Origin of the sequence: Microbacterium sp. E-13 (assembly GCF_049912955.1) — a bacterium.
Classification (GTDB): domain Bacteria; phylum Actinomycetota; class Actinomycetes; order Actinomycetales; family Microbacteriaceae; genus Microbacterium.
In genome coordinates this window covers 2316416-2329877 of the sequence record NZ_CP183973.1, presented here as the reverse complement: position 1 = coordinate 2329877, position 13462 = coordinate 2316416, and the positions used below count along the sequence as shown (strand labels likewise).

The following is a 13462-nucleotide window of genomic DNA, read 5'->3' as shown; positions in this document are numbered from 1 at the left end:
CGGAGAACCAATGTCCAGCAACAACCACTACGACGTGACGCAATGGCCGCACGGCGACCCCTCCGACGACGTCGGCGCGGTGATCAACAGCATCATCGCCGACATCAAGACCCGACAGACCACGACGGATGCCGCGACCGGCCGCGGCAAGCCGGGTGCGGTGATCTCCCTGCCGCCGGGGGACTACCGGCTCCGCACGCAGGTGCGGATCGACATCAGCTTCCTGCGGATCCAGGGAGCCGGGCACGGCTTCACATCGTCGAGCATCCGGTTCAACGTTCCCGAGGACCAGTGGCCCGACCTGCACGAGCTGTGGCCGGGCGGCAGCCGCATCCTCGTCGATCTCCCGGCCGCCGACGGGGAGCGCGACCGTGCCGCGTTCCTGGTGGCGCGCACCGGCAGCCCGCGAATCAGTTCGATCGAGTTCGTGGACTTCTGCATCGACGGGCTGCACTTCACCGGCGAGGGGGCGGGCGGCAACCCGGAGAACTCGTACGTGAACGGCAAGACCGGCATCCTCGTGGCCGACGCCAACGACTCGTGCCGCGTCACCGGCATGGGCTTCGTCTATCTCGAGCGGGCGGTGGTCTTCCACTACGCAGACGCACTGTCGATCCACGACAACTTCATCGCGGAGTGCGGCAGCTGCATCGAACTGCGCGGATGGGGGCAGGCGTCGAAGATCACCGACAACCTCATCGGCGCCGGCCCGCGCGGCCACTCGATCTATGCCGAGAGCCACGGCGGGCTCCTGGTCACCGCGAACAACGTGTTCCCGAGAGGCGCGAGCAGCGTCCGCTTCCACGGCGTGACGCGCTCGAGTGTGACGGGCAACCGCCTGCACTCCTTCTACCCGGGCATGGTGGTGCTCGAGGGCAACAGCTCGGAGAACCTCGTGGCCTCGAACCATCTCCTGCGCGACCACGAGCCGTGGACGCCGTTCTTCGGCGTCGACAACGGACTCGACGACCTGTACGGACTGGTGCGGATCGACGGCAGCAACAACTCCGTGATCGGCAATCATCTCTCCGAGATCGTCGCGGCACGAGGCATCCGTCCTTCCGGCTCCCGCCCGGTGATCGTGCGGCTCGCCGGCGGCGAGGGCAATCACCTCGCGAACAACCACGTGGTCGCGCTGGATGTCGATGCGCAGGCGAGCGATGACTGCTTCGAGGCGCAGGTCGACGCACTGCTCGCGACGCGCGCATCGCAGCGCATCGCCGTGACCGCGGTGATGGTGGATGCCGCCTCGTCAGGAAACACGATCGTCGATTGTGGAACAGACGACGAAGTTGTCGTAGACAGAGCAGTGAACGCGTTCCGGGCCACTCCATCGGTCGGGTCGTAGAAGCCGGAGATGATGAGGGTGAAGCAGAAGCGAGTGACGATCAAGCAGGTCGCGGCCGAGGCCGGGGTGTCGATCACCACCGTCTCGCACGTTCTGAACGACGTTCCGGGCCTGCGGGTGAACCCCGCGACGCGGCAGCGGATCCTCGACGTGTCGGCGCGCCTGGGCTATGTGCCCAACGTGCTCGCACAATCGCTGCGGACGCAGCGGTCGAACACGATCGGCCTCATCGGCGACGAGATCGTCACGACGCCGTTCGCGGGCAAGCTGATCCTCGGCGCCCAGGAGGTCGCCATGTCGCGCGACGCCGTGCTCTTCGTGGTCTCGACCGGCTACCAGCGCAACGTCGAGGAGCGCGCGATCGAGGAGCTGCTGCGGCGCCAGGTCGACGGCATCCTGTATGCATCGATGTTCCACCGCGCGGTGGAGCTGCCCGCGCGCCTCGCCTCGGTGCCCACCGTGCTCCTGAACGCGGAGTGCACGACGCCCGGCGTGCCGTGGGTGGCGCCCGACGAGGTGGCGGGCGGGCGGGATGCCGCCGAGACGCTGCTCGCTGCCGGACACCGGCGACTGGGGTTCATCAACAACATCGACGACATCCCGGCGTCATCAGGTCGCCTCGAGGGCTTCCGCGAGCGGATGGCCGAGGCAGGACTGCCCCCCGGGGAGCTCGCTGTCGTCGCCGTCGAGTCCGAGTCTTCGGGTGGCTACGAGGCGGCCATCGAGCTTCTGGCGCGCAGGCAGCGGCCGACCGCGATCTTCTGCTTCAACGACCGCCTCGCGATGGGTGCCTACCGCGCTGCGGCGGAGCTCGGGCTCCGCGTGCCCGACGACGTCTCGATCGTCGGCTTCGACAACCAGGAGTACGTCGCCGACGGCGTGCACCCCGGCCTCACGACGATCGAGCTGCCGCACTACGACATGGGCGTGTGGGCGGCCGAGCAGCTCTTCAACCAGATCGACGGCGCCACCGGCGACGCCCCCACCGCGTTGCTGCGTGGTCCGGTCGTCGCGCGCGACTCCGTCGCACCCCCCGCGCGCGTCGCGATCGACGCCGCCTGACCGACTTCTTCCGACCGCTTTCATCGATAGGCCTCACCATGCGCCCCGCGCTGCACTTCACCCCTGCCTCCGGCTGGATCAACGACCCGCATGGCATCACTGCTCGAGACGGCCGGTACGAGGCCTTCTTCCAGTACGTCGGCGGCGGCACCAGCTGGGCGCCGGACTGCCACTGGGGCCACGCCACGGGGCCAGACCTGCTCACGCTGCGGGAGGGGCCGGTCGCCATCGCTCCGGGCGACGGCGACGACGGCATCTGGACCGGATGCGTCGTGCACGACGGCGCTGAGGCCCGCGCGTTCTACACCGCCACGTCGGTGCCCGACTTCGGCATCGGCCGCGTCCGTGTCGCTCACGCACGGGACGCGGCATGGAACACCTGGAGCAAGGGCGACGTGGTCGTCGAGGCGCCGGCCGAGCTCGACCTGATCGCGTTCCGCGATCCGTTCGTCCGACGAGAGGGCGAGGGCTGGCGGATGTTCGTCGGCGCCGCCGGTCGCGATGGCACCGCTCACGCGCTGACCTACACGTCGACCGACCTCGACTCGTGGCGGTACGACGGAATCGCTCTCGAGCGGCACTCCGCTGAGCGCGAGCCGGTGTGGATGGGCGCGCTGTGGGAGTGCCCGCAGGTCTTCGACATCGACGGCTACGCCGCGATGGTGTCGTCGATCTGGGATGCCGACGTGCTGCACTACGCCGCCTACGCGCTGGGCTCCTTCGCCGACGGCCGCTTCACTGCGAACCACTGGGAACGGCTCACGTGGGGCGACAGCCTCTACGCGCCATCGCTGTTCACCGACGCGGACGGCGCACCCGCTCTCACCTTCTGGTTGCGCGGCATACGGGGCGACGGGTGGGCCGGGGCGCACAGCGTGCCCTACCGGCTCACGGTCGAGGGCGGACGGCTCATCGTCCGGCCGCACCCCGATGTCGCGGCGCACCGGACGGGAGTTCGCCCGGATGGTCGCGTCGACGGACTTGCTGCGGATATCGAGTGGGAGAGCGCGGAGGGCACGTTGACCGTGTCGTCAGGGGGCGACGTCGTGACGTCGATCTCGCGCGAGGGCGGGCACGTCGTCGTGACCACACCGTCGGAGATCTCGTCGGTGCCTGTCGCGGGTGGCGTTCGCGTGATCGTCGACGGCCCGGTGCTCGAGGTTTCGTCGGACGCCGGGGTCTTCGCCGGTGCGGTGAAGCCGCAAGGGCGCGCACTCGAGGTTTCGGTGACGGCGGGGGAGGCCGTGGTGTACGGGCTGGCCTAGCGGTCGACGCCCGACAACCGCCGGTGGAGCACGCAGCCTCGTCCGTCAGTGTCCTTCGTGGGTGACGACCGGGAGCACGGTGCCGTCGGCGTCGAGGAGCGCCGCGCCCTGGCAGACGCCGAGAGCGGGCACGACCAGGACCGTGACGACGGCCGCGGCGGAGAGTAACGTCCAGAGATTCGAGCGGGGAGACGGATGCCGCGTTCCCTGGACGATCCCGCAGGCGACGGCGACGCCGAGCCCGAGCAGCATCGCCACGGCGAGGATGCTCGCCCGGCCGGGCGCAGTGGTGAGCAGCGCGACGGCGATGCCCATGCCGGCGAAGAGGCCGCAGAGGGCGGCCCGGGGCACTGGTGTCCGGTCGAGGGCGAGGCTCGTGGCACCCCATGCCAGGGCTCCCAGCCCCACCGCGACCGACGATGCACCGAGCACCCGCGAAACCGTGCCGGCCTGCACGGCGACGATGGCCGCGGCTCCGAGCGCGACCGCGACGAGTCCGAAACCCCACGCGACGACGGGCACCCACGACGGAGCGCGGCTGACGCGCTCCGCTGTGGGTGCCTCGGTCACGGCCGTCACGCCGTCGCGACCTGCGACGAGCGCTCGGCGGCCAGGCCGACGCCCAGCAGCACGATGGCGCTGGCGAGGTGCAGGAAGTGGTCGGGGGCGTTGAGCGCCAGGATGTTCGCCGGCGTACCCACGAGGAAGAAGCCGACGACGCCCAGCAGCAGATATGCGGCGCCCACCGTGATGTTCACGATCTTGGCCGGCCGGGCGCCGGCGATGCCGGCGATCAGCAGCGCCGCTCCGATCAGCAGGTGCGCGACGTTGTGCAGCGGATTGACCTCGAAGACGCCCAGGAGCAGCCCGCCCTCGGTGGCGATGAAGCCGACGCCTCCGGTGAACGCGAACCCGAGAAGGCCCACGAGAAGATAGACGGCGCCGAAGACCGTGGCGACGATGCGGTTCGGTGACGAGCCCATGAGAGACCTCTCTTTCCCAGCGGCGATCTGCCGTGCTGTGAAAGGTCTTCGGGGCAAGCGCGGAAACGGATGGGATGCTCCGCGGGATCCGTTCGGAGTGGGCTGTAGCAGATCGTGGCCGGAATCGTCGGCGGTTGCAACGGCGCCGCAGAACAGGTCAACTGGACGGGTGCGCACCACCGACGACCTCGCGGACGACCTCGCGACCGCTGTCGAAGGTGACGAGATCTTCGCCGTCTATCAGCCGCAGGTCTCGTTGGAGAGCGGGTCGATCGCGGCCGCGGAGGCCCTGTGCCGATGGTCGCATCCGCGCCTTGGCGAGATCGATCCGGCGACGATGATCGAGGTCGCGGAACGCAGCGGCGCGATCCATGCTCTCGGACGACGAATGCTCGACGAGGGCCTCGAAGCGCTCACGGAATGGCGAGAGATGGGTCGCGACTGGGCGGTCGCCGTCAATGTCTCGCCGGTCCAGTTCGAGGAGGAGTCATTCGCCCGTCATGTGGCCGACGAGTTCACGCGACGCGGGGTTCCGCCGGGATCGCTCGTCCTCGAGTTGACGGTAGACCTGCAGCCCGGGGAAGAGCGCACGGTGCTGCCGCAATTGCGCATGCTCCACGGCACCGGCGTGGAGATCTCGCTCGCCGGATACGGAGCGGCGGCTCCGTCGCTCGAGCATCTTGAACGTCTGCCGCTGACGGAGGTGAAGCTGCCGGGAGAGCTCGTGCGCGCCGCGGAGGGACCGGCGCTGGCGTTGCTGCGCGACAGGGTCGAGGTCGCCCGGGCGCACGGGCTGCGAGTGATCGCGGAAGGGATAGAGACCCTGACTCACCTCGACAGCGCGGTGCAGCTGGGCTGCGATCGCGCGCAGGGCTTCCTCATCCGGCACCCGGACTCGGAGATCGTGTTCCCGTAGGCGTGCGGGACGCTCCCGGGGTTACGGTCGGACCGTGGTCGAAGGTGTGAGACAGGAGCGGAATCGCTGAGGCTCCGCGCCGGGGTGTTTCGGTACGCTCGTTCCTCGCCGACCACAGACGGGAGTCAATGGATGCCGCTTCTCGACCACCTCGGAATCACCGTTGAAGACCTGCCCCGCGCGGTGGCGCAGTTCGAGCCGGTGCTCACGGCGCTCGGGATGGAACGGACCGATGGGGACGCGTCGGTCTCTTGGTACGTCTCCGACGAGAGCGAAATCATCCTCTTTCCGGCACGGGAAGCGGGCACGGGGCCGCACCGCCATGGGACGGTCGGATGGCAGCACCTCGCGTTCGCCGTGGACTCGCGCGAGGAGGTCGATCGGCTGCACGACATCGCGACGTCCGCCGGCTGGACGGCGGTGCGTCCGCCCAAGCTGTATCCGCGGTTCAACGAGCGCTACTACGCGTCGTTCGTCGAGGACGACAACGGCATCCGCATCGAGTTCATGCACAATCCCCCCAAGGAGAGCCAGGCCTGAGCGCTCGTTACTCGGCCGGCGGTGACGGCGCGAGGGAGAGGGCGGCGTAGGCGAGCGTCGCGCCCGGGCGCTCGTGCTGTGCGGCGGCCTCCGCGCGGAGTGCCTCACGGCCCGGCCACGCGGGGTCGGCCAGTGCCCTCACAGCGTCGCTGAGCTCGGCGACGGTCGCGGTGTTCGGTGGGAGAGCAAGGCCCGCGCCGGACCGCTCGACGGCGGCCGCACCGGCGAACTGGTCGGTCGAGAACGGCAGCACGAGGAGCGGCACCGCCTGCCCCACTGCCTCGGTGACCGAGTTGTTTCCGCCGTGGGTGACCGCGAGCGTCGCCCCCTTCAGCAGCCGCACCTGGGGCAGGTACTCCCGCACCAGCCAGCCGTGCGGCAGCGACCCTAGGTCGCTCGGCGGGGTCGATCCGATCGCGACCGCCGCCCGCATGCCGGTTCGCGCGATCGCTGCGACGACCCGGGCGAGCACGTCGCTGCGCACCGACAGGAAGCTGCCGAAGCTCACGTAGACGAAGGGGGTGTCGTCGCGGAGGAACTCGTCGACCGCGGCGTCGGGGCGCTCGTCGCGAGGAGTCGAGCCGAGGAGGACGTGGGGAGGCAGCATCCGTCCGTCTCCTGCGGCCAGCATCGCGGGATAGTTGTACAGCACCACGTCGCCGTGGAGGGCGAAGGCGTCGGCCACTTCGCCGGCCGCCGGGTCGAGCGCGCGGGCGGCGCCGTTCCACTGGCGCGCGAAGCGGCCGGACACCTCGACGCAGAGCCGGCGAAGGCCGGCGAGTTCGGCGGGATCCGGATCGAGGGCCCGCGGCCAGGCCGTCGGGTAGCCGTACACCTCGCCCCCCACCGGCAGCGCCGACGGGTGGCCCAGCACGACGTCGCCGTAGTCGACGCCGGCGGTGTGCAGGGCCAGGCGCGCGCTGAACGCGAGGTGGTCCACGAGAATCGAGTCGGGTCGCAGCCGGTCGACCACCTCGAGGGTCGCCCGGGCGCGCTCCTCGGGCTGCCACATCAGATCCGTGAGGCGCTCCCGCGCCTGATAGGTCAGCGTCGGGATCATGCCACGTCTCGTGGCGGTGAAGAAGCGCTCGAGGGATGCCGCTTCCGTCGTCTCCTGCTCCCGGGTGCGCATCACACCGGCGTTGGCCCCACGACCCAGTGACAGGTCGACGCGCTCGAGGCCGAAGTCGGCGACGATGGGGGCTGTCGCGGGACCGGTGGCCACGACGACGCGTTCCCCGCCATCGCGCCATGCCGTTGCGAGTGTGGCGAGCGGGAGGAGGTGCGAGGCGTAGTCCGGGCTGATGACGAGGAGCGTCATGCCTGCAGCCTCGTCGACTGCGCGAACTCCGCCTCCTGGGCGACGACGGAGGCGTAGACAGGGGCGAGAGTGGCCGCCATCGCCTGGATCGTGAACCTCGCTGCGACGACTTCGCGAGCTCGCACCGCGCGTTGCTCGTCGCCGTCGGCCGCGCGGTCCAGCGCCGAGGTGATGGCTCCGGCCAGGCGGCCAGGGTCCCACGTCGCGGTGAGGAATCCGGTGTCGCCGTCCGCCACGTAGGTGGCGGGACCACCGCCATCGGGCGCCACCACCACGAGACCCGCCGCCATCGCCTCGAGCACCGCCAGGCCGAACTCCTCCTTCAGGCTGGCGCACACGTAGACGCCGCCGCGGGCCGCGAGCCCCGGCATCCCGAATCTCGCCGCCGCGATCCAGCGGGCGGCGACGTCGTTGGCCCGATGGCCCGGGAGCATCAGGCCCCGGCGGGCGTGCTCGTGCGGCGGCACGACCTCCGCGATCCGGTCGAGCTCGCCCTGCTCATCGCGGGACGGACTCTCGAGGTCGCCCCCGATGATCAGCAGGTTCGCGCGTTCGGCGAGAGACGAGCGCGCCCAGGTGTCGACGAGCGTCGCCATGCCCTTCACCGGGTGCAGACGGCCGGCCGACACGAGCAGGGGGAGCCCGCGTCGCTCCTCGGCGAGCTCGCCGAGCAGGACGGCGAGCTCGTCGAAGGCGGAGCCGTCTGCGGTGCCGGTTCGGTGGCTCGCGTGCCCGGCCTCGTCGACGGCCCGGTCGATGACCGCGAGGTCGACACCTTCCGCGATGACGGTGTGCCGCTCGCTGCGGGAGGTCATGTCGATGCCGACGAGCGCCCGCATCTCGTCGACCAGGTGCGGACGAGGGAAGAAGACCGTGTGCGACGCGGAGGCTGCGAGCGTCTGCACCAGTCGGGCCCGGAACCAGAAGTGCTCGCGCAGGTCGGCCTCACCGAAGCCTTCGCGGGTCAGGGTTCCCGACTGCTGCAGCGACTGGATGACGCTGTGCGGATCAGGAGCGACGGTGAAGATCGTCGGGATGCCGAGCTCCCGGGCGACATCCGCGGCGGCGAGGCTGCCCACGTCGGCCATGCGCAGATGGAGCACGTCGACGCCTCCCGCCGCGCGGAGGATGCGACGGATGCCGCGGCGCGCTGCGACCCGGTGCGGCCAGGCGGCGGCGGAGGGCACGGGGCGGCCGACGAGGGGGATGTGCCCGTAGAGATGGCCGCTCGGGGTGCCGGCCAGCTGGAGCAGGTCCACCGTGCTCTGCCCGTGCCGGCCGCGCGACAGAGTGAGGACCCGGGTGACGGGTGTGCCGGGGGCTCGCGTGAGCGCATCGCCCAGGCGGACCAGCAGTGTGGCGATTCCGCCGTTGTCCCCGGCGCCCGCGGCCGAGAGGGAGGGGTCGATATCGGCGTGGAGGAACAGCTGCGCGACGGTGATCGCCTTCCCGTGACGGGGTGCGCCGTGCGGGCCGAAAGCCTCGAACGGCGCGTTGACGCCCGGAGCGGCGTGGGCGACGGGCATCGGGTCGAGGTCGATGAGAGCCAGCCGGGCGACCGGTGCCAGCGGGCCACCGGTCGCCAGGATCGCGCCGAGGTCCTCTTCGAGGCCTGGGATGTCGCCACGCTGCCCGAGCGCAGCGATAGCGGGTTCCCGCACTGCGTCGGGTTCTGCGGTGTCCCGTGCGACCTCGCGCAGACGGCGCGCGGCGATCGGATGCGGGACGAGTCCGAGGGTCTCCACGAGCGTCGCGCGGGATGAGGCATCCGTGATCCCCAGCAGGGCGGCCTCGAGCGCGATCGCCATCTTCTCGCCCGCCGCCCCGGACCACCGCTCGATCGTGTGCTGAGCCAGCATGCCGGCGAAGCCGCCTGCGGCGACGAATGCGAGCAGGCGGCCGACGGCTTCGGGGTGGGGGAGGCTCTGGGCCAGCGCCCACGCTGCATGCTCGCGGATGAACGGCCGCTCATCCGACAGCAGGGCGGCGAGCTGTCGCTGCGCTTCGTCGTCGTGCATCTCCGCCAGCGCGTGCACGGCGGCGATGGCGGCGATGTCGTCGCTGCCCGCGAGAGCGGTCAGGAGCACTCTGAGCGTGCGGACGCTGGGATCCCGGCCGGCTTCGAAGGCCACGTCGTCGGCGGCGCGGAGTGCCTCGACGATCGTGGGGGCCTGAAGAACGTCATCCATCGCGGTCTGAACGCCCACGTTCCACCTCGCTCACAGCGCAGGGCGAGGACTCTGCGCTGGCGAAAGCGTAAGCCCGTGGAGAGGTCCGGGGGTCTGCTTGACAACGAGGTGCGATCGGTGCTCGGTGCTGGGCGGGGAGTCAGCGGGTGTGGGAGACGTCTTGCGTGCCGATCACGGAGAGCAGCTGCAACCGCTCGTAGCTCTCGGTGCCGGGCGTCGCCGTGAGCACCAGGAGGGTCTGGCCCTGGTCGGGGTCGATGAGGAACTGGCACTGCGCGTCGATGACGCCGACCTCGGGGTGCTGCAGGCGCTTGTCGCGCGCGTGCGTGGCGCGCACCTCGTGCTCGGCCCACAGCTCGGCGAACTCCGCGCTCTCCTGCAGCAGCGCCGTCACGATCGCTCCGGCACGCGAGTCGGCGCCGAACTTCGCGTAGGCGGTGCGGATGTCGGCGGCGAAGGCTCGCGAGTGGATCGGGTGGTCCTCCGCCGGGTAGACGCTGCGCGCCGACGGGTCGGCGAACCAGCGGTACCCGACGCTGCGCATGATGCCGGTGAACCGCGTCTCGTCGCCGAAGAGAGCTCGGGCGGCCGGCGTCTGCGCGAGCGTCTCTCCCAACTCGGTCATCACCTGCGCGGGAGTGTCGGCGAGGCGGTCGAGAATTCGCATGAGGCCGGGGGACACGTGCTCGCTCCGCAGGGAGCGAGCCGGTGCGGTGTGGCCGCCGAGCCGGAAAAGGTGATCCCGCTCGTCGCGTGTGAGCCGCAGGCCGCGGGCGATCGCCGCGAGCATCTGCTCCGAGGGCTGCGGACCACGGGCCTGCTCGAGCCGGCTGTAGTAGTCGGTCGACATGTCGCACAGTGCGGCGACCTCTTCGCGGCGAAGCCCGGCGGTGCGCCGCCGCGACCCGCGCCGCAGGCCGACGTCCTCGGGCTGCAGCGCTTCGCGACGGCGGCGCAGGAAGTCGGCCAGCTGTGCTCGGTCCATCACCTGAGTCTGCGGCATCCGTCATTCCTCATCCAGGGAGCGGCGATCCCCCCGTGCGTCACGCCGCAACCCGCACGCCGGTGAGGTGCTCGGAGAGCTCCCATACGCGACGTGCGTCGGTCTCGCTCCGCAGTCGCGAGTAGAGCGGCTGCTCGGCCGGCGCGCCGCTCAGGTGTCGGAAGCCCTTCGGCCCGTAGAGCCGACCGCCGCGGGCCTCGGGGCTGGTGGCCGCGTAGACGGCCGACAGCGCCGCCGACGACGGCGTGCCGACGAGGATGCCGCGCCGCGACAGCGCCCGGATCAGCTTCACCGCCGTCGTGTCCGTGGGCCGGCCCATACCGGGCTGTGCCGCGAGGAGGTTCGTCGGCGTGATCCCGGGGTGCGACAGGTTGCTGCGGATGCCCCAGGCGGCGGCATCCGATCTCCGCTGCAACTCTGTGGCGAACAGGCCGAATGCGATCTTCGACGAGCTGTACGCGTTCAGGGCGCGCTCATCCAGGGATCGCGGGTCCGTGGTTGACGCACGGAGACAGCGGAAGGCGGCATCCGTCCCCCGGGATGCCGCCTTCCGCGCTGATCGTGCGCGCCCGTCTCAGGAGTTGAGCTGCTCGATGACGTCGTCGGCCGACTCCTCGATCGCCTTCTGCAGCCGCTCGTAGTCGTCGGAGTCGATCGCCTTGCTGATCCGCTTGTCGGACCGGGTCAGCGCCTTCTCGACGCGGTCGGCCCACTTGTCGTCGACCACCGCCACGACCGCCGACGTGCCGGGTGCGAGGTACTCCTCGAGGTCGACCCCGAACTGCTTCTCCTCGCGGTTCTTCTTGATCTTGCCGAGGATCGCGCCGATGCCCGCCCCGACCGCGGTGGCCGCGAGCAGCGGCGGCGCGAAGAGCCCGACGACAACGCCTGCGCCGGCACCCCAGGCCGCACCGTGACCGACGGATTTGTCGCCGTGCTCCTTGACCTGGACCTTTCCGTCCTCGTCGCGCTCCAGCACGACGGCGCCGACGATCTCGTAGCCGCCGGCATCCTGCCCGCTCCGGAGGGCCTGGTAGTCGTCCGACGCCGCTGCCGTGTTGTCATACGAGCCGACGACCAGTGCGAGGTTCTCGTTGCCCATCGATATCTCCTTCGATTGATGGCTGAGGTCGCCGACCGAGGGTCTTCGGCTCCGGCGCCGCAGGTGGTGTGATCCTAATCCCGGGCTCGACGCGATGGCGAGGGACAGGATGGGGCGCCGTGGCGCGACAGCAGATCCTCGCGCAACTCCTCCCGCCCCTCGCGCCCCCTCCTCCCCAGGGGGCGACAATTCGTGTGGGTTGGGTGTTATCCACAGAAGGCGGGTTGATCTGCGGTTTTGGCCATTCAGATGTCGGAGGCCCTGGTCAGGGTGGAGCCATGGACTTCCCGCTCGCCGACCTCCGCGGCATCGCCGACCTGCTCGGCGACACGCTCGCGCCGGCGCTCGGCGGCCAGGCGCAGCGGGCTCTGTCGCACGGCGAGCTGGTCGACGCTCTGGCAGTGGTGGAACACCTCGGGCGGGTCACGGATGCAGCGCGACTGGCGCTGGCCGGTGAGGTCGGGCGACGCGCCGACTCCGAGTTCGGCGAGGACGCCATCACGACCCAGTTCGGGTGCGGCACCGCGAAGGAGATCATCGAACGGGCCACGCTCGTCTCGGACGGGACGGCGCGGGCACGGTTGCGCGACGCGAAGGCGATCACCGCCCGTGTCATGCTCAGCGGCGGCACCCGGCCGGCGCCGCTCGAGCACGCCCGGGTGGCCCTGGCGGCCGGGCGGCTCAGCGCCGACGCGCTCACCACGATCGTCGACGCGCTGCGGCCGCTGCAGGGCCGCTGCGGCACCGACGAGCTCGAGGCCGCCGAGGTCGAGCTGGTGGGCGCGGCCGTGGGTGCGCAGGCGCCGGCGTGCGGCATCCATGAATTGAAGGTGATGGCCACCACGTGGGCGCTGTATCTGGACCCAGATGGTGCGCTGCCCGATGAGGAGTTCGCGCAGCGGATGCGCGGGATCCGCGTCAGCCGGCGCCCACGTCGCGGGTTGCGGCGGGTCTCCGGCGACGTCACCGAAGAGGTCGCGGCGCAGTTCGAGCGACTCATGGACGCCCAACTGAACCCGCGCGCGCAGAACCGTGGCCCCCGGTTCACGGACCCCAGCGACGAAGCGCCGGAGGACTCGGCGCAGTCGGAGGGGTCGGAGGAGCGTGCGCTGGATCCGCGCACCGTCGACCAGAAGCGGCATGACGCGTTCGCCGCGATCCTGTTCGCCGCGGCGGGTGCCACCCAGACGCCGTCTCTGGGCGGTGCGGCGCCGACCCTCATCGTCACCACCACCAAACAAGACCTCACCTCCCCGGACGGGGTGGCGTTCATCGAGAGTGCGGCCGGCCCGGTGCCGGTGCCGGCGGCGCTGGCCCGGCACATCGGGTGCCACGGCACCATCCACCGGCTCACCCTCGGCGCGAACGGGGCGATCAAACGACTCGTCATCGACGGCCGCGTGTTCAACCACTGGCAGCGCAAAGCCATCGGTGCCCGCGACGGAGGTTGCGTCATTCCCGGCTGCACCGTCCCCGCCGCCTGGTGCGAGGTGCACCATGTCACCGAATGGGCCGAAGGCGGCCCGACCTCCGTCGACAACGGCGTCGCCTTGTGCTGGCATCACCATCGCGGCATCGAGACCAGCGGATGGGAGATCCGCATGGTCGACGGGATGCCGCACGTCCGACCGCCCGGCTGGCTCGACCCCCACCGACAATGGCGCCCACCCAACCGGCACCCGCTCACGCAGCTCACACGCGCCAGGTCCGCGTGACCGCCGCCACCCGACTCG

General features: G+C 70.8%; 13 protein-coding genes. 6 read left to right on the top strand and 7 right to left on the bottom strand.

The window, feature by feature from the left end; all coding sequences use genetic code 11:
• Nucleotides 1-10 precede the first annotated feature (10 nt).
• From ACN9MP_RS10745 to ACN9MP_RS10735, 3 genes are read left to right on the top strand one after another with little or no spacing between them, the layout of a single operon-like run.
• Complete coding sequence (locus ACN9MP_RS10745; protein ID WP_426320056.1) at nt 11-1348, top strand: NosD domain-containing protein; 1338 nt, start codon at nt 11-13, stop codon at nt 1346-1348.
• 9 nt (nt 1349-1357) lie between these two features.
• Nucleotides 1358-2410: a LacI family DNA-binding transcriptional regulator gene (locus tag ACN9MP_RS10740; RefSeq protein WP_426320054.1), complete on the top strand. Its 1053-nt coding sequence runs from the start codon at nt 1358-1360 to the stop codon at nt 2408-2410.
• Nucleotides 2411-2448: 38 nt separating this feature from the next.
• Complete coding sequence (locus ACN9MP_RS10735) at nt 2449-3675, top strand: glycoside hydrolase family 32 protein (protein ID WP_426320052.1); 1227 nt, start codon at nt 2449-2451, stop codon at nt 3673-3675.
• Nucleotides 3676-3720: 45 nt separating this feature from the next.
• Here ACN9MP_RS10735 and ACN9MP_RS10730 read toward each other — a convergent pair whose 3' ends face one another.
• Nucleotides 3721-4245 (bottom strand): hypothetical protein, encoded by a 525-nt coding sequence (locus tag ACN9MP_RS10730; RefSeq protein ID WP_426320050.1) that lies wholly within the window; start codon nt 4243-4245, stop codon nt 3721-3723.
• A 5-nt stretch (nt 4246-4250) separates the two neighbouring features.
• Nucleotides 4251-4658, bottom strand: coding sequence for a DUF4383 domain-containing protein (locus ACN9MP_RS10725; protein WP_426320048.1), 408 nt, complete (start codon nt 4656-4658; stop codon nt 4251-4253).
• Between the two features lie 169 nt (nt 4659-4827).
• Here ACN9MP_RS10725 and ACN9MP_RS10720 point away from each other — a divergent pair, with 169 nt between their 5' ends.
• Together ACN9MP_RS10720 and ACN9MP_RS10715 are read left to right on the top strand one after the other, a co-directional pair.
• Nucleotides 4828-5574 (top strand): EAL domain-containing protein, encoded by a 747-nt coding sequence (locus tag ACN9MP_RS10720; RefSeq protein WP_426320046.1) that lies wholly within the window; start codon nt 4828-4830, stop codon nt 5572-5574.
• Between the two features lie 132 nt (nt 5575-5706).
• Nucleotides 5707-6114, top strand: coding sequence for a VOC family protein (locus tag ACN9MP_RS10715; RefSeq protein WP_426320045.1), 408 nt, complete (start codon nt 5707-5709; stop codon nt 6112-6114).
• Between the two features lie 7 nt (nt 6115-6121).
• Here ACN9MP_RS10715 and ACN9MP_RS10710 read toward each other — a convergent pair whose 3' ends face one another.
• From ACN9MP_RS10710 to ACN9MP_RS10690, 5 genes are all read right to left on the bottom strand, one after another.
• A complete protein-coding gene (locus ACN9MP_RS10710) occupies nt 6122-7435 on the bottom strand; it encodes a nucleotide disphospho-sugar-binding domain-containing protein (protein WP_426320043.1) in 1314 nt (437 codons plus the stop codon).
• Entirely contained in the window at nt 7432-9642 is a 2211-nt protein-coding gene (locus tag ACN9MP_RS10705; RefSeq protein ID WP_426320042.1) for a glycosyltransferase, read from the bottom strand. The genes ACN9MP_RS10710 and ACN9MP_RS10705 overlap by 4 nt, the downstream gene beginning before the upstream one ends.
• Nucleotides 9643-9763: 121 nt before the next feature.
• Nucleotides 9764-10627, bottom strand: coding sequence for a helix-turn-helix transcriptional regulator (locus ACN9MP_RS10700; RefSeq protein WP_426320040.1), 864 nt, complete (start codon nt 10625-10627; stop codon nt 9764-9766).
• A gap of 40 nt (nt 10628-10667) precedes the next feature.
• Complete coding sequence (locus tag ACN9MP_RS10695; protein WP_426320038.1) at nt 10668-11042, bottom strand: hypothetical protein; 375 nt, start codon at nt 11040-11042, stop codon at nt 10668-10670.
• A 159-nt stretch (nt 11043-11201) separates the two neighbouring features.
• Complete coding sequence (locus ACN9MP_RS10690; protein ID WP_426320036.1) at nt 11202-11729, bottom strand: DUF1269 domain-containing protein; 528 nt, start codon at nt 11727-11729, stop codon at nt 11202-11204.
• Between the two features lie 119 nt (nt 11730-11848).
• Here ACN9MP_RS10690 and ACN9MP_RS10685 point away from each other — a divergent pair, with 119 nt between their 5' ends.
• Nucleotides 11849-13444 (top strand): DUF222 domain-containing protein, encoded by a 1596-nt coding sequence (locus tag ACN9MP_RS10685; protein WP_426320034.1) that lies wholly within the window; start codon nt 11849-11851, stop codon nt 13442-13444.
• Nucleotides 13445-13462 lie beyond the last annotated feature (18 nt).